The 15,785-nt window shown below is 65.1% G+C and carries 13 protein-coding genes and 1 rRNA gene (1 of these 14 running past the window's edge); 9 read left to right on the forward strand and 5 right to left on the reverse strand.

The window, feature by feature from the left end; all coding sequences use genetic code 11:
• The first annotated feature begins 31 nt into the window (after positions 1 to 31).
• On the forward strand, positions 32 to 238 hold the full coding sequence (locus E5673_RS10095) for a TOBE domain-containing protein (RefSeq protein WP_056063255.1): 207 nt from the start codon (positions 32 to 34) through the stop codon (positions 236 to 238).
• 47 nt (positions 239 to 285) lie between these two features.
• Here the strand turns inward: E5673_RS10095 and E5673_RS10100 are convergent, their stop codons facing one another.
• The 3 genes from E5673_RS10100 to E5673_RS10110 form a co-directional block, all read right to left on the reverse strand.
• A complete protein-coding gene (locus E5673_RS10100; protein ID WP_136189890.1) occupies positions 286 to 2,448 on the reverse strand; it encodes a TonB-dependent receptor in 2,163 nt (720 codons plus the stop codon).
• A 215-nt stretch (positions 2,449 to 2,663) separates the two neighbouring features.
• Entirely contained in the window at positions 2,664 to 5,570 is a 2,907-nt protein-coding gene (locus E5673_RS10105; RefSeq protein ID WP_136189891.1) for a PAS domain-containing protein, read from the reverse strand.
• 92 nt (positions 5,571 to 5,662) lie between these two features.
• Positions 5,663 to 6,445, reverse strand: coding sequence for an N-formylglutamate amidohydrolase (locus E5673_RS10110; protein WP_136189892.1), 783 nt, complete (start codon positions 6,443 to 6,445; stop codon positions 5,663 to 5,665).
• A 16-nt stretch (positions 6,446 to 6,461) separates the two neighbouring features.
• Here E5673_RS10110 and E5673_RS10115 point away from each other — a divergent pair, with 16 nt between their 5' ends.
• The 3 genes from E5673_RS10115 (at position 6,462) to E5673_RS10125 (ending at position 8,658) form a co-directional block, all read left to right on the forward strand.
• Positions 6,462 to 7,379 (forward strand): transglutaminase family protein, encoded by a 918-nt coding sequence (locus tag E5673_RS10115; RefSeq protein ID WP_136189893.1) that lies wholly within the window; start codon positions 6,462 to 6,464, stop codon positions 7,377 to 7,379.
• A gap of 14 nt (positions 7,380 to 7,393) precedes the next feature.
• Positions 7,394 to 8,221: a transglutaminase family protein gene (locus E5673_RS10120; RefSeq protein WP_136189894.1), complete on the forward strand. Its 828-nt coding sequence runs from the start codon at positions 7,394 to 7,396 to the stop codon at positions 8,219 to 8,221.
• A 101-nt stretch (positions 8,222 to 8,322) separates the two neighbouring features.
• Positions 8,323 to 8,658: a hypothetical protein gene (locus E5673_RS10125; protein ID WP_056063484.1), complete on the forward strand. Its 336-nt coding sequence runs from the start codon at positions 8,323 to 8,325 to the stop codon at positions 8,656 to 8,658.
• A 141-nt stretch (positions 8,659 to 8,799) separates the two neighbouring features.
• On the opposite strand, the gene E5673_RS10130 is transcribed toward E5673_RS10125, so the two are convergent.
• Positions 8,800 to 9,528, reverse strand: a complete 729-nt coding sequence (locus E5673_RS10130; protein ID WP_168711597.1) for a Crp/Fnr family transcriptional regulator — start codon at positions 9,526 to 9,528, stop codon at positions 8,800 to 8,802.
• A gap of 118 nt (positions 9,529 to 9,646) precedes the next feature.
• Positions 9,647 to 10,360 (reverse strand): arylesterase, encoded by a 714-nt coding sequence (locus tag E5673_RS10135; protein ID WP_136189896.1) that lies wholly within the window; start codon positions 10,358 to 10,360, stop codon positions 9,647 to 9,649.
• Between the two features lie 25 nt (positions 10,361 to 10,385).
• On the opposite strand from E5673_RS10135, the gene E5673_RS10140 reads away from it, so the two are divergent.
• The 5 genes from E5673_RS10140 to E5673_RS10160 form a co-directional block, all read left to right on the forward strand.
• Positions 10,386 to 11,084 (forward strand): ATP-binding cassette domain-containing protein, encoded by a 699-nt coding sequence (locus E5673_RS10140; protein ID WP_247599653.1) that lies wholly within the window; start codon positions 10,386 to 10,388, stop codon positions 11,082 to 11,084.
• Positions 11,081 to 13,579: an FtsX-like permease family protein gene (locus tag E5673_RS10145; RefSeq protein WP_136189897.1), complete on the forward strand. Its 2,499-nt coding sequence runs from the start codon at positions 11,081 to 11,083 to the stop codon at positions 13,577 to 13,579. The genes E5673_RS10140 and E5673_RS10145 overlap by 4 nt, the downstream gene beginning before the upstream one ends.
• Positions 13,580 to 13,686: 107 nt before the next feature.
• Positions 13,687 to 14,832: a YihY/virulence factor BrkB family protein gene (locus E5673_RS10150; RefSeq protein ID WP_136189898.1), complete on the forward strand. Its 1,146-nt coding sequence runs from the start codon at positions 13,687 to 13,689 to the stop codon at positions 14,830 to 14,832.
• The gene (locus tag E5673_RS10155; protein WP_136189899.1) at positions 14,832 to 15,221 is read left to right on the forward strand and encodes a ribonuclease HI family protein; all 390 of its coding nucleotides are present in this window, start codon (positions 14,832 to 14,834) and stop codon (positions 15,219 to 15,221) included. Before E5673_RS10150 ends, E5673_RS10155 begins: the two co-directional genes overlap by 1 nt.
• A gap of 458 nt (positions 15,222 to 15,679) precedes the next feature.
• A 16S ribosomal RNA gene (locus E5673_RS10160) occupies positions 15,680 to 15,785 on the forward strand (it continues 1,381 nt past the right edge of the window).

Raw genomic sequence — 15,785 nt, forward strand, 5'->3', positions numbered from 1 at the left:
GCCGGGGAACGGTTTCAGAAGGAACAGAACGATGAAGATCAGCGCACGCAACCAGATTTCCGGCACCATCGTCTCGATCACGCCGGGTGCGGTCAACGGTTCGATCAAGGTCGACATCGGCGGCGGCAACGTCGTCACCGCGAACATCACAGAGGAAGCGATCGCCGACCTCGCACTCGCGACCGGCGACACGGTCACCGTCCTGATCAAGGCGAGCGACGTCCTGATCGGCAAATGATCGCGTGTCGGCCGTTCCCGCCTCGATGCGGGAACGGCCGGTTGGGGTTACAGCCCGAAGCGCAGCGTCGCGCGGAAATCGCGGCCGGCGAGCGGCGCGAAGTCCTTGAGGAAGCTCGTCGCGCGCCGTGCGTTGACGTCGAACAGATTGTTCGCGCTCAGCAGCAACGTCGTCTTTGAATCCTTGCCGAACGGGCTCAGGCCGATCGAGGCGTTGACCATCGTGTACTCGTTGGTCTTCGTCTCGAATGCGGCGATGCGGTTCTGGTCGAACACATGCTCGACCTCGACGCGGCCGTTGATCCGGTCTCCCTGTGCCTCGATCCCGCCGAGCACGCGCATCGGGGGAATGCGGGGGACGGGGCCCTGGTCGACGATGTTGGCGTGGACGTAATCGCCCAGCACGTCGGCATTGACCGCATAGCCGCCGATCTGGGCGACCTTCACCGACGCGTCCGCCTCGAACCCGTAATAGCGCGCGTCGGCCTGCTGATACTGGAAGCAGGGCAGGTCGACGGTCCGGCCCGAAGGATCGGCGGCGGCCTGGCAGACCGTCGACGCAACCTGGTTCTCCGAGATGTAGTTCGAGAACCAGTTGTAATAGGCTGACGCGTCGAAGCTGAAGCCGTCGCCATGTGCGTGCAGCGTACCCTCCAAGCCCCACGACTTCTCAAGCCGGAAGTTGGGATTGCCGAGTTCGTACGCCTGCGTGCCGGCATGCGCGCCGTTCGCGAACAGCTCTTCCGCCGACGGTGCGCGCTCGGTGCGCGAGCCGTTCAGGCCGACGCGGATGCTGTCGGTCAGTGCGTAGGAGGCGCCGAGCGAACCCGAGACCGAATGATAGCTTTGGCTGCCGCGGAAGAAGCGCAGGTCGTCTTCTGGCGTGCGCGCGGCGAGATCGGTGATCTCGTAGCGGACGCCACCCTCGGCGTGGAACTTACCCGACTCGTATTGCTGGAGCGTGAAGAGTCCGGTCTGGTTGGTCTCGTTCTTCGGCAGGAAGGCCTCGTCGCCGACCACGTTGAAGATGCGGTTGTAGAACTGCACGCCCGACGCGCCCTGCCAGCCGCCACGGTTCGCCTGGACGACTTCGAGACGACCTTCGAGGCCCTTGTTGTAGAAGGCGGTGCCGACGGAGTTATCCTCCTCCAGTTCGAAATGGCGGTAGCTCGCCTGGCCGGCGCGGACGCGAATCTTGCTGATGAAATCGCCGCCGGTGTCGATCTCGCCGCGCAGGTCGACGCGGTTCTGGACGACGTCGAGGCGTGGCGCTTCCTGCTCCTGGCCGGGTTGCGTGGCGTAACGAATCGGCACGCCGTAAAGGCTGTCGTAATGGCTGTATGAGATGCCGAGATTACCGTTGTCAGTAATGATCGACGCGCCGGCACCCGCAGTCCAGGTCTCGGCCTGCGTGTTGGGAAGCTTGCCCTTCAACTGCGCCGATGCGGCGTAGTCGATCGGGTCGGCTTCGTTGGGATCGACGGGGAGGGCGGCGGTGGCCTGCGCCTGGGCGCGGGCGTCGCGCGAGAGGATGTAGCCGCCAGTGCGCAGGTCACCCGACTTCAGGTACGAGCCGTCAGCGTGGAGCACGAGGTGCTGGCCGACCGCGACGTCGCCGGCCATGCCGCCGGAACGCTCGTTGGCGGCCGAACCGTAATTGGCGATGCCGTTCACGCGGTAGCCGTTCTCCGGCACGGTGCGCGGGATGCGCGTGTCGATGACATTGACGACGCCGCCGACTGCCGACGTGCCGTAGAGGAGCGCGCTGGGGCCGCGGAGGATCTCGATGCGCTCGGCGAGCAGCGGGTCGATGATGACGGCGTGGTCGACCGAGGTGTTCGAAACGTCGATCGAGCCGATCCCGTCGGTCAGCACGCGGATACGGTCGCCCTGAAAGCCGCGGAGGATAGGACGCGATGCGCTTGGGCCGAACGACGATGCCGACACACCAGGCTGGCGCGCGAGAGTCTCGCCGATCGACGGCCGCAACTGGCGCGTGAGTTCCTGACCGGTCAGGACGGTCGTGCCTTGAAGAACGTCGCGCTCGCTGGTCTGGATCGGCGCGGTGACGATGATGTCGCGCTGGTTGGTCGAACCGACCGACGTCGGTGCGGGGGCAGGGGCCGGAGCATCCGTGGCGGCGGTTTGCGCATGCGCCTGCGAGGAGAGGAGCGCAGCCAGGGCGGTGGCGCCGAACAGCATCGTCTTCATGAAATTCCCTTGTGTCGTCCCTGTACGACAAATCGGGTAGATTTGATGATACATCATATCAAGTGACAATGTTGCCATGAACGCGAATGGCGCCGCGACTGTTACCGCGATGCAACATGGTTTGACGTTCTCCGGGGGATCAAAACATTCGCCGTCATCCTGACTTTCGTCAGGATGACGGAGTGGGGGAGGATCCGACTCCACACGCCGCCCCATCATCCCGCAACGATCAGATCCTTGATGCGCGTGGCCAGGGCTTCCATCGCGAACGGCTTTGTCATGACATGCATGCCGGGATCGAGATGACCGTTGCCGACGACCGCATTCTCCGCATAGCCGGTGATGAAGAGGATCTTGAGGTCCGGCCGCCCGATCCGCGCCGCGTCGGCCATCTGTCGCCCGTTCATGCCGCCGGGAAGGCCGACGTCGGTGACCAGCAGGTCGATGCGAATGTCGGACTGGAGCAGTTTGAGCCCTGATGCCCCGTCTGCCGCTTCGATCGCCGCGTAGCCAAGCTCCTCGAGCACCTCCATCACCAGCATTCGGACGGTCGGTTCGTCGTCGACCACGAGCACCGTTTCGCCGGCGTTCGCACGCGGGGCTTCGGCGTGTCCGGCGACGGTCTCGGTATCCTCGGCCTCACCGAAATGCCGCGGGAGGTAGATGCAAACGTTGGTGCCTTCGCCGACCTCAGAGTAAATGCGGACATGTCCACCGGATTGCCGGGCAAAGCCGTAGATCATCGACAGGCCAAGCCCGGTGCCAAGCCCAAGCGGCTTGGTCGTGAAGAACGGATCGAACGCCTTGGCGATCACCTCCGGGGTCATGCCCGTGCCCGTGTCGGACACGCACAGCGACACATATTGTCCGGCATCGAGTTCACGCTCGCGTGCCGTCCGGGCATCGATCCAGCGATTGGCGGTCTCGATCGTCAGTCGCCCGCCACCCGGCATCGCATCGCGCGCGTTGATGCACAGGTTGAGCAGTGCGTTCTCCAACTGGTGGGGATCGACCAGGGTCGCCCAAAGCCCCACCGAGGCGACGACCTCGACCGCGACTTCGGGACCGACCGTGCGCCGGACCATATCCTCGATCCCCCCGACCAGCCGGTTGACGTCGGTCGGCTTGGGATCGAGCGTCTGTCGCCGCGAAAAGGCGAGCAACCGGTGGGTCAGCGCCGCCGCACGCTTTGCAGCACCCTGCGCGGCCAGCGAATAGCGCTCTACGTCGTTCAACCGGCCTTGCGCGATACGGATTCCGAGCAGTTCCAAGCTGCCGGTAATGCCGGTCAGCAAATTGTTAAAATCATGCGCAATTCCTCCGGTAAGCTGGCCGACGGCTTCCATCTTCTGGCTTTGCCGCAACGCTTCCTCGGCAACCATGAGTTCGCGCGTTCGCGTCGCAACCTGATCCTCCAGCGTCTCGTTCCAGCGCGCGAGTTCGGCGGTCTGGCGGCGGCTGTCGTCGATGTCGGTGTTGGTCCCGACCCAGCGAAGGATCGTGCCGTCGGGAGCGCGGACCGCGTCCGCACGGACCAGGAACCAGCGATAGTCGCCATCCTTGCTCCGCGCCCGATACTCGACGCTGTACCGCTCACCGGTTGCGAGGGAATGCCGCCAAGCTTCGGAAGCAGCTTGATAATCGTCGGGGTGGACGCGGTCTCTCCAGGTGCCGATACCGTCGAGCGCACCCGGTTCCAGTCCGTTATACTCATAGACCTGGCGGTTGAACCAATAGAGGTGCCCGTCGGGCCTAGCCGCCCAGATCTGGTTCGGCACGGCTTCGGCGAAGACCCGGAACTGTTCCTCGCTCTCGCGCCGCGCGGTTTCCGCACGCAGCCGTTCGGTGGCGGCCCGGACTCGCTCGGCAACTTCCCGCATGAGGACAAGGTCATCGTCGCTCCACACCCGCGCAACGGCGTGGTTGGCGTAGAGCAACGCGACGAAATCATCCTGTTCGAGGAGCGGCATGTTGACGAACGACCACGCGTCGATCGCCTTCAAGACATCGGCGGTGTCGCGCGTCCGGTCGTCCTTGTCGACATCGGCGATCGCCACCGTTCGTCCGGCCTTGAGGTCTTCGATATACGTCCCGTGCGCCCGGAAATGCAGCGTGCCGGCGAGCGTCGTCACGCCTTCCGCATTCCAGTCGCGCTTGACCGTGATCGTCTCGTTCACCTTGTCGATGATGCCATAGCCTACCCGGCTGACCTGCAAGGCGCGGCCCAGGATCGCGGAGGCGGCATAGGCGATCTCGTCAGGGTCGGTCAGGTCGCGGATCGCGTCGCTCAGCTCGAGCAGCGCGCGCTGGCGCAACTCGGCCTGCTTGCGCTCAGTGATGTCGAAGCTGATGCCGGGGAAGCGAAGCGGCGTGCCATCGGCGGCCAAGCGACAGCGACCTTGCGCGGTCACCCAATGGATTGCGCCGTCGGGCTGTACGAGACGGTATTCCGCATTGAAATCGCCTCCAGTCCGTAAGGCCGTGTCGATTGCGGACTGCGCGGCTTGCACATCGTCGGGATGGATGTTGCCGAAGAAACGCTCGATCGGCGCACCGGCGCGTCCAAGCTCGGGGGAAACGCCGTACAGTGTCGAGAACCGCTCGTCCGCGGTGACGCGGTCGTTCGGAACGTCCCAGTCCCATGTGCCGATGCCATTGCCTGCAGCCAGCGCCTGGCCAAGCCGTTCCTCGCTGGCTTGCGCCGCGGTGAGGATGTTGCGGCGCTCGGAGATATCGGTGAACAATACCGCGACCTGTCGGGCTTCGGGATCGCCGACGCGGAAGGCGTGGACGTCGAACCACCGTCCCATCTGTTCCGAACCATGATCGAACCGCGCGGGTTGGCCGGTCGTCGCGACGCGGCCATAGGTCTCGAACCAGAAGGCTTCGAGATCGGGGACCAGTTCACTCGCGGTCCTGCCGACCGGATCAACCAGCCCGGTCTGGCTCTCGAACCGCGGATTGACCTCGATAAAGCGGTAGTCGACGGGGCGTTCGCCGTCGAACAGCAGGTCTATGATGCAGAAACCGGCATCGATCGCGTCCACCAAGGCGCGGTATCGGTCCTCGCTCGCATGCGACGAAACAGGGGTATCGGTAGTCGGGGCCGTAGGTCGCTGCATCGTATCTCAGGGGTCGGAGGACGCGACCTCATAATCCAAGGCCTGCGGCCTAACGCGCCAATTTGAAAACCGATCCCGGTTGGGGCGCTGGTTCAAGCTCCCCGGGTGCGTGCCGCGGCCACCGGCAGCAGCCGCGCGAGCCGATCCGCCCACGCCGCGCATCCTTCCGTCGAGCCCAACAGATCCTGCCGGATCTCGATCTCGGCATAGGGGCGGGCGGGGTAGGCGTGGCGCGGAACGGTGTAGTCGATCTGGTCCATGCGGTAGGGTTCGTTGTCCCCCACGGTCAGGTCGGGCTCGTCGCGCAGGACGCCGAGCAGGGCGTGCGCAAACCCGGTATCGCCGCCGTCATGCAGGATACCGATCTGCCACGGCCGTTCGACACCACGCATCGACGGCGTGAAGCTGTGCAGCGCGACGAGTGTCGTCGTGATCCCCAGAGCATCGCGGCGCGCAAGTTCGGCCGCGATCGCCGCCTGATAAGGCTCGTGGATCTCGGCGAACCGCGCCGCGACGTCGGCGTCCGACAAGGCTTGGTTGCCCGACACGACGGTCCCGTCGCTCACTGCGGCGATCGCATCGGGCTGCTGCGCGCTCCGGTTGCAGTCGATCACCAGCCGCGAATAGGTCTGGCGGAGGAAGACCGCGTCGAGCCGCTCGGCCAACATCTGGCCAAGCTCGGCGATGCCGATGTCCCAACCGATGTGCTGCGAGAGTTCGGCATCGCCCAACCCCAGCGAGCCGAGCGCGGCCGGCACGGCTTTCCCGGCATGATCGCCGATCAGCAGGAACGATGACGCACCTTCGGGGTTGACCAATGTGACCGGTGCGGCATCTTCGGTCCCAAGCAGCGATTGGCTGATAGCGGTCTTCATGCGACACGGATCCTCGATGCCATCTCTAACTCTCTCTCATGTAACCCGATACTCCTACCGCCATCCGGTAGCGTTTGGCGAGCATCGGATCATGGTTCGCCCGCGCGAGAGTTTCGACCAGCATCTGATCGATGCGCAGCTGACGATCAGTCCAGAGCCTTCGGACGTCCGCTGGCTACAGGACGTGTTCGGCAATTCGGTCGCGATCGCGACGTTCGACAAGCGCGCGAAGGAGCTCGTCTTCGACAGCCGCGTGCAGTTGCTGCACACGCCGGCCGAACTGCAGAACGTCGATATCGAGCGGTATGCGCGGATGTATCCGTTCACGTATTCGTCGGAGGAGATGCCCGACCTGCTTCGTTCGATCGAGCGTCAGCATCACGATCCGCTGCGCCAGATCGACAGCTGGGCACGGCGCTTCGTGCGGACCGACGGGCCGACCGACACGCTGGCGATGCTGTCGGACATGACCGCGACGATCCGGCGCGAGTTCACCTATGTCCCGCGACCGGAAAAGGGCACGCAGTCGCCGATCGAGACGCTGGCGACGCGCAAGGGGACGTGTCGCGATTATGCCGTGCTGATGATCGAGGCGGTCCGCGCGCTCGGCTTCGCGGCGCGGTTCATCTCGGGCTATGTCTACAACCCCAGCGCGCGCGAGCAGCAGACCGGCGGTGGCAACACGCATGCCTGGGTCCGCGTGTACCTGCCGGGATCGGGCTGGGTCGAGTTCGATCCGACCAATGGCATCGTCGGCAACCGCGGGCTCGTCCGCGTCGCGGTCGCGCGCGACATCTACCAGGCCGTGCCGATCTCCGGCACCTGGAGCGGCTTTCCCGGCAGCTTTCTCGACATGACCGTGTCGGTCGACATCACGCTCGACGATGTCGACGCGGCGGGGCAACACTTGGCACAAACTTTAAAACAGGCGTGAAAAGGGGCTCTTCCATGCTGATCCGGACTGGCTACGACATAGTTTTCGAGACCAAGGTCGCGACGCCGATGATGGCGATGCTCAGCCTGCATCCGTCCCGCAACAAGGATCTCGTGACGCCACACCGGATCGTCGCGACCCCCGACGTGCCGACCTACGATTACCTCGACGCGTTCGGCAACGTCTGCACGCGCATCACCGTGCCCAAGGGCGGCCTGACGCTGTCGTGCGACTTCACGATCGAGGATAGTGGAGAGCCCGATCCGATCACGCCGGACGCCGTCCAGCACGCGGTCGAGGATCTGCCCGACGATGTCCTGATCTACCTGCTCGGCAGCCGCTATTGCGAGACCGACCGGCTGACCGAGACCGCCTGGTCGCTGTTCGGGCATGTCCCGTCCGGCTGGCAGCGGGTTCAGGCGATCGTCGACTTCGTCCATGATCACGTCGAGTTCGGCTATCACTATGCCCGCCCGACGAAGACCGCTTGGGACGTTCATCAGGAGCGCCAGGGCGTGTGTCGCGACTTCGCCCACCTGGCGATCACGCTGTGCCGGTGCATGAACATCCCTGCGCGCTATTGCACCGGGTATCTCGGCGATATCGGCATCCCGCCGGTCGACGTGCCGATGGACTTTTCGGCATGGTTCGACGTGTATCTGGGCGGGACGTGGCACACCTTCGACGCTCGCCACAATCGCCCGCGGATCGGTCGCATCCTGATGGCGCGGGGGCGCGATGCAACCGACACTGCGCTGACGACGACGTTCGGTCGGGCGCAGTTGGTAAGGTTCGACGTGCATACCGACGAAGTCTTTGCCGACGACCAGCCGGGCGGGTAAAAGCGCAGGCGAAGCGGCGGTCGCGAAAACTTAACCCTTGTGGGTAAGGTCGCGTTCGGCCTAACGGCACCGATCCTCAAACTTATGCTGCGATGCACAACATGACTTCGACCCCAGACACCTCCGCGCCGAACAACGCGAACGCGCTGCTCCTCCAGGCGATCGCGCTGCGCAAGTGCATCACCGCGACCTACAACCGGATGGTCTGCACGCTTGCGCCGCACATCCTGTACACCAAGCATGACGATGTGTTCGTCGATGCGGTGACGCTCGAGCGCGACGGCCAGCCGCCCAAGGAGATCAAGCTCGGGACGTTCAAGCTCGCCGGGCTGAAGGATATCGAGGTGACCGATCGTCCGTTCGTACCCGACGCAATCTTCAACCCCGGCGACATCAAGTATGACCGCGTCACGCTGTTCGTCGTGGATCGCAGCTGACCCTAAATCCTCCCCCGCCAGGGAGAGGTGTCGCCGAAGGTGACGGAGGGGGAGGGCACGGAACAGGCGTTTCGCTTACCTCCCCCCTCCGTCTGGCAACAGCCAGCCACCTCCCCCTGGCGGGGGAGGATCAGATAGCCCTCAAACCGCTGGCGGCAACCACGCGGTCTCGATCTCGCCGTACCGATCGGTAAACCCGGTCGCCGTCACCAGCGCCGCTTCGTCGACGATCCGGACTCGACGCCCGTTCCGCTCGATCACGCCCGCCTTCTCCAGCGCCCGGATCGTCCGGTTCACATGCACCTTGGTCAGCCCAAGCGCATCGCCGATATCGGTCTGCGTCAGCGGCAGGTCGAAGGAATCGACGATCCCCCCCGCCGTCACGCGCAGCCGCGCCATGATGTCGAGCAGCAGCGTCGACAGCCGCTCGCTTGCCCCCATCCGCCCGATCGTCGTCAGCCGGTCGCTCATCGCGACGTTCTCGGCTGCGGCGATCGCATAGAGCAGCCCGGCGATGCGCGGTTGCGCGCGGAAGAGCAGCCCGAGTTCGGTCTTCGGCAAATCGATCACGATGCAGTCCGAGATCGCGGTCAGTGTCGCCGCTGCTTGCGACCACGCCATGCTCGACGTTCCGATCAGGTCGCCCGCGTAATGAAACCGCAGAATCTGGCGCCCGCCGGTGACCAGCTTGGTCGACGAGTGCAGCCACCCCTGTCGCACGACATACAGCGCGTGACTTTCGCCACCTTCCGCGACCAGCACGTCACCCGCACGCAACCGCCGCTCGCCGCGTTCGGCGTGCAGGATTGCCTCGCGTTCGGCGTCGGTGAGATCGAGATGCCGCCCCAGTCGTGCGATCAAACCGCTCAATTGCATGCTTTACCCTTTTCCTTGCGCGCGGCTATTGCCGTCCCGCCGCCAAATTGTCGTACCGCGCATCGTGGATCGCGCGATACTTCGTAAGTCTATCGACGACGATGCAACGCCGTCATTGCGATCGTCCTAACGCGCTTTCCACCAGTGGCGCAACGCGGGCGGTGATCCGGTCGACGCCGGTCCGGTTGGGATGAACGTGATCCGCCTGCATCAGCGCGGCGTTGCCGATGACTCCGTCCAGGATGAACGGGTACAGCGTTGCATGATAGGTCTTGGCCAAGTCGGTCCATATCCCATTGAACTGCGAAGAATACTCCCGACCCAGGTTGGGCGGCGCCATCATGCCGGTCAGCATCACCGGGATGCCGCGACGCTTTGCCTCGTCCATCATCGCCGTCATGTTGGCGCGCGTCTCGGCCGGGGAAATCTGGCGAAGAACATCGTTGCCGCCGAGCCCCAGCAGGAGGAGGTCGGGTTTGCGCTTCATGTTGTCGAGCGCGAAGGCGAACCGCTGCCGCCCCGCCGCGCTGGTATCGCCCGAGACGCCGGCATTGACGATCGTCGCGTTGATCCCGTCCTTGCGCAACCGGTTCTGCAAGGCATCGGGCAGGCTCTGACCGCGGTCGAGGCCGTAGCCCGCATACAGGCTGTCCCCGAAGGCCAGGATCAGACGCTCCGGACCCTGCGGTGCTGGGGTCGCAGCAACCGACGATACGGTGTTCGTCGCGGGCGGCGGGGCAGGGACTTCGGGTGTCCGATCGCAGCCGGCCAGCAACCCCGCTTGGAGAAGCGCCAGTCCGCCCCCATAAAGAGGCCAGAATCGCATCTGTTTCTCCAAGATATTGGTCTCCATGTCCGAACCTGCTTCCGCCGATATGGTGATCTCGGCGCGCGATGTCACGCTGACACTCGGCGCCTCGACCGCCGCGACGACGATCCTCAAGGGCATCGATCTCGACATCTCGCAGGGCACGAGCGTCGCGCTGCTCGGGCCTTCGGGGTCGGGCAAGTCGTCGCTGATGGCGGTGCTCTCCGGCCTGGAGCGCGCGACTAGCGGCCGGGTCCAGGTGGCGGGGCTCGATTTCGGCAAGCTCGACGAGGATGCCCTTGCGCGCGCGCGGCGTGGGCGGATCGGGATCGTCCTCCAGGCCTTCCACCTGCTCCCGACGATGACCGCGCTCGAGAACGTCGCCGTGCCAATGGAGCTGGCCGGGATGCCCGACGCGTTCGAGCGCGCGGAAGTCGAACTCGCCGCCGTCGGCCTGTCGCACCGGATCGGCCACTACCCCACGCAGCTTTCCGGCGGCGAGCAGCAGCGCGTGGCGATCGCCCGCGCGCTCGGCCCGCGGCCCGCGCTGGTCTTCGGCGACGAACCGACCGGCAACTTGGACGCCGCCACCAGCGCATCGGTCATGGACCTGTTGTTCGACCGCCGCGCCGCGACCGGTGCCACCTTGATCATCATTACCCACGACCCCGTGCTCGCCGCGCGTTGCGATCGCATCGTCGAGCTTGCCGACGGCCGGATCGCCGCGGATCGCTTGCGGTGAGCGAATGGCGGCTGGCGTGGCGGCTTGCCCGTCGCGAACTCGATCTTCGGTTTCGCGGGCTGCGGCTTCTGCTGGCCTGCCTGTTCCTCGGCGTCGGCGCGTTGGCCGCGATCGGCAGCCTGACGCAGTCGATTGATGGCGAGCTTGCGGCACGCGGCAGCGCGATCCTTGGTGGCGATATCGAGTTCGGCACGTCGCAGCGCGCCGCTACGCCTGACGAACGCGCGGCGATGGCGCGGCTCGGCACGGTGTCCGAAACCGTGCGGATGCAGGCGACCGCGATCCGCGGCACGAACAGCGTGCCGGTCCAGCTCAAGGGCGTCGACGCGGTTTACCCGCTCTACGGGACGCTGACCGTACAGGGTGGATCGGTCGCGAAGGTCGACGATCCCAAGGCGATCCGGATCGTCCCGGCCTTGGCGCAGAGGCTTGGCGTCGGACGCGGCGGGCACGTACGGCTTGGGATCGCGGACTTCACCGTCGCGGGCGTGATCGCGAACGAACCGGACCGCCTCGGCGAGGGATTCACGCTCGGACCCGTCGCGATCGTCTCGATGGCGGGCATCGCGCGTACCGGTCTGGTCCAGCCCGGCAGCCTGTACGAGAGCAAGTACCGCGTTCGCCTGTCGCCCAGTGCTTCGCCCACTACCGCGGTCGATCGGTTCAAGGCGGCATTCCCGACCGGCGGCTGGGAAACCAAGACGCGCGACCGCGCCGCGCCCGGTGCCGAACGCTTTGTCGATCGCATGGGGCAGTTCCTGCTGCTGGTGGGGCTCTCCGCGCTGGTCATCGCCGGGATCGGCGTCGGCAACGGTGTGTCCTCCTATCTCGCCGCCCGCCGGAGCAGCATCGCGGCCTTGAAGGTGCTCGGAGCGACGTCTGCCCTCATCGCCAAAATCTACCTCCTCGAAGTCGCCGTCGTCGCCGCGATGGGGATCGTTGCCGGGTTGGTCGCGGGCGCGGTCACGGTGCCGCTGATCGTCTGGCTCGCGGGCGATGTCCTGCCAGTCGCGCCACAATTCTCACTCCAGTTCGCGCCCCTCGCGCTCGCCGCCGCCTACGGGATGCTTATCGCGCTCGCCTTCACCGCGCCTCCCCTGATCGAGGCGGGCAGCATTCCCGCGGCGGGCCTGTTGCGCGGGGTGTTCGGCAATCGGTCCGTGCCGCTGCGCCGGACCTTGCCTTGGGTCCTCGGTGCAGGCGCCGCGATCGTCGCGCTCGCACTCTCGACCGCGGACCAGCCCGGTCTCAGCGCAGGATTCCTCGCGGCGGTGGCCGGCGTATTGCTGGTGCTGGCAGGGTTCGGCTGGGCCGTACGCCGGCTCGCCGCCGCGCTTCCCCGCTCGCGCAAGCCGTTGTTGCGGCTCGCCATCGCCGGACTTCACCGTCCCGGCGCGCGTACCGGCACCCTGGTCGTCGCGCTCGGTCTCGGCCTGACGCTGTTCGTCCTCCTCGCCGGCATCCGCACCAGCATCGACGCGAACATCGCGCTTACCGTACCGAAGCGCGCACCGGCGCTGTTCGCATTAGACGTGCCGCCTGACCGCGAGGCGGAGTTCCGCCGGACCATCGAAGGCGTGGCGACCCACCCCGTGATCCGCACCGTCCCGGCGATGCGTGGCACGATCACCGGCTATGGCACCACGCGCGTCGCCGATCTCAAGACGCTGCCCGACGGCGCATGGGCGTTGCGCGGCGAACGCGGGCTGACCTACGCCGCGACCTTGCCCGAGGGCAGCGAACTCACCGCTGGTCGGTGGTGGCCGCGAAACTACAAGGGCCCGCCACTGGTCTCGATCGACGAGCGGCTGGCCAAGGTGCTCGAACTCAAGATCGGTGATCCGCTCACCTATACCTTGCTCGGCGTCGAGCGGACCGCGCATATCGCGTCGTTCCGCCGGATCAGCTGGGATACGCTCGGCTTCAACTTCGTCATGGTGTTCTCGCCTAACGCAATCGAGGGCGCGCCGCACAATCTCGCCGCAACGATCGAACTCGCACCGGGGCAGGAAGCGCAAGTCATGCGTGCTTTGCTGCCGCGTTTTCCGTCGGTCTCGGTGATCGAGGTTCGTGGCGTGCTGGGCCAAGTCCGTGATATCGTCTCGCAGATGGCGATTGCGATCACCGCGGCAGCGTCGGTAGCTATCCTGGCCGGGATAGCGGTGCTGATCGGCGCGATTGCCGCAGCGCGAGAGGCGCGCACCTATGATGGCGTGATCCTGCGCACGCTCGGCGCTACCCGGCGGCAGGTGCTGGCGGTGCAGGCGCTCGAGTACGCGTTCCTCAGTATCGTGCTGTCGGTACTCGCGTTGCTGCTCGGGCTCGGTGGCGCGTGGTATGTCGTGACCCAGCTCTTCAGTTTCGAATGGCGCCCGCACTACGCAACCGTCTTGGCAACGTTGCTGGGCGGGGCGGGGTTGACGATGGTGATCGGGCTTATCGGTGCGTGGTCCATTCTCGGCGCGCGGCCCGCACAGGCGTTGCGGCAACTCTGAGGGTCCGTTTGCGTCCGTGCGGCGTTGGGCCGCAATATACCGAAGGGGGCAAGACGCTGAGCACGCACGAAACACCATCCGAGCATCAGGCCACCAGCCCTTGGTCGATGTCGGCACGCGAATGGTGGAAGGTCCTGAAGCGCACCTGGGCCGAGGGGAACGACGACAATATCGGCCTGATCGCGGCGGGTACCGCGTTCTACGGGTTCGCCGCGATCGTTCCGCTGCTGGCGTCCGTCGTGCTGATCTACGGCCTGGTCGCCGACACCGCGACGGTGGTCGCGAACATCCGCGCGCTGTTCAATGTATTGCCCGAAGACGCGGCAAGGGTGGTCGGCGACCAGCTCGCGACCGTCGTCAATACGTCGGAGGGCAAGAAGGGTTTCGGCCTCGTCATCGCGTTGGGGATCGCCTTGTACGGAGGTACGAAGGGTGCGTCGTCGATCGTCACCGCGCTCAACATCGCCTATGAAGAAAAGGAAACGCGCGGGTTCATAACGCTGAACCTGCTCGCCTTCGCGATAACCGGTGGTGCGGTGATGCTGGCCCTCGTCGCCGCCCTGTCGACGGCGGCGTTCGCGTTGCTCGACAGCCTGATACCCGGCGCGCCACAGATCCTGCTCCTGGCGATCCGCCTCGTAAGTTACGGCGTGCTCGCTTCGCTGGGCGTCACGGCGGCGGCATGCTTGTATCGGTTCGGCCCCAACCGTCACAAGGCGAAGTGGACGTGGCTAACCCCGGGATCGCTTGCAGCGACGGTGATATGGCTTGGTGCGACGATCGGGTTCGGCGTCTACGTGTCGCGCTTCGGGAATTACGGCGTGACCTATGGCTCGTTGAGCGCGGTCATCGTGCTGCTGACATGGCTGTGGCTCTCGGCCTACGTGTTCCTGCTCGGCGCAGAGCTGAATTCGGAACTCGAACACCAGACGACGAGCGATACGACGACCGGCGGGGCCACCCCGATGGGAACGCGAGGCGCGACCGTCGCTGACACGGTTGCAACAGCCATGGCCTCGAAGCCAGTCGTTCAGCCTGAGGAGCCGGACAGGGCAGGGGTCTTGGCCGTAGCCCATCTGAGTGGCCTGCATGCAGGCTTGCCCGCGTCGCTTCTGGCGCTGGGCGGTCTGCGGTCGATTCGTCGTGGTTCGCCAGCTGCTGGCCTTGGCATGATCGCGATCGGCGCCGCGCTGGCACACAGGAAGCGTAACTCATCGAGTAAAGCAACGACGAAGGTGCGAGCGAAGGCCTGATGACATACGGGCAGTCGACCAAGCTGTTCTTCGATGGCGGATGCCGGCCAAACCCTGGCCCGGCCGAATGTGCTGTCGTCCGCAAGGGCGTTACCCACTACCGGCACGATCTGGGTGAGGGCACAAACAGCGACGCCGAATGGCTAGCCGCAATCCATGCGTTGGAGATCGCTCAACTAGAAGGCGATCGCGACATCACGCTGCTAGGCGATTCTACCCTGGTCGTGACGCAAGCCAGCGGTAAGGCGCGGTGCCGTTCGGCAGACTTGGAAGTGCACCGCAGTAGGTTCGCGGCACTGGCCAAACGTTTTGACCGCGTCCGTATCCGGCATATCGGTCGAGCCCAGAACCTTGCCGGCATTGCGCTCGCCCGGCTGCATCCTCGCTAAGGTCGACGGAGGGCTTGCTCAGGCGCGCGGCCCTCTGACTTTTCGAAAACTGACCTCAAACTGTAAAAAAGCGTTTGACGGTATTGAGAGGTGGCCCTAGAGGGGTGTCACCGCAGCGAACGGCCCCACGGTCTGGTTGGTGCGGTCGCAAAAAACCAGATGCTCCAAGCTTCTCGAGAGGGAAGTTATGCGAGTGTCGGTATTTTTGTCGGCTCTTTGACATTGTAGGTTAAGATGAAGGGACATGTGGGCGGCGGCTTGCGGTTCTCGGGCTCCTCAAGGGTTCGGGGTATCGTTTAAAGCTAAGTCGTTCTCATATGTCCTTCACATATTCCATATGTAATGGACGGTCGTTTTGGTGTTCGCATCGAGACGGTCGTCTGAATGATATTGTGCAGAGCGGCTCCTTGAGATGGGCTGGTTGATCGTGGAATTCCACTGCGATTGGCTGGTGACATAAACTTGAGAGTTTGATCATGGCTCAGAATGAACGCTGGCGGCATGCCTAACACATGCAAGTCGAACGAAGGCTTCGGCCTTAGTGGCGCACGGGTGCGTAACGCG

The sequence above is a fragment of the Sphingomonas sp. PAMC26645 genome, assembly GCF_004795835.1.
In the GTDB taxonomy this organism is placed as follows: domain Bacteria; phylum Pseudomonadota; class Alphaproteobacteria; order Sphingomonadales; family Sphingomonadaceae; genus Sphingomonas.

Coding starts and splice junctions, on each gene's coding strand:
- E5673_RS10110 (WP_136189892.1), bottom strand. CDS start 6,445: ATGAAGACCGCTATCAGCCAATCGCTGCTTGGGACCGAAGATGCCGCA.
- E5673_RS10115 (WP_136189893.1), top strand. CDS start 6,462: ATGCCATCTCTAACTCTCTCTCATGTAACCCGATACTCCTACCGCCAT.
- E5673_RS10125 (WP_056063484.1), top strand. CDS start 8,323: ATGACTTCGACCCCAGACACCTCCGCGCCGAACAACGCGAACGCGCTG.
- E5673_RS10135 (WP_136189896.1), bottom strand. CDS start 10,360: ATGCGATTCTGGCCTCTTTATGGGGGCGGACTGGCGCTTCTCCAAGCG.
- E5673_RS10155 (WP_136189899.1), top strand. CDS start 14,832: ATGACATACGGGCAGTCGACCAAGCTGTTCTTCGATGGCGGATGCCGG.
- E5673_RS10095 (WP_056063255.1), top strand. CDS start 32: ATGAAGATCAGCGCACGCAACCAGATTTCCGGCACCATCGTCTCGATC.
- E5673_RS10140 (WP_247599653.1), top strand. CDS start 10,386: ATGTCCGAACCTGCTTCCGCCGATATGGTGATCTCGGCGCGCGATGTC.
- E5673_RS10105 (WP_136189891.1), bottom strand. CDS start 5,570: ATGCAGCGACCTACGGCCCCGACTACCGATACCCCTGTTTCGTCGCAT.
- E5673_RS10120 (WP_136189894.1), top strand. CDS start 7,394: ATGCTGATCCGGACTGGCTACGACATAGTTTTCGAGACCAAGGTCGCG.
- E5673_RS10100 (WP_136189890.1), bottom strand. CDS start 2,448: ATGAAGACGATGCTGTTCGGCGCCACCGCCCTGGCTGCGCTCCTCTCC.
- E5673_RS10150 (WP_136189898.1), top strand. CDS start 13,687: ATGTCGGCACGCGAATGGTGGAAGGTCCTGAAGCGCACCTGGGCCGAG.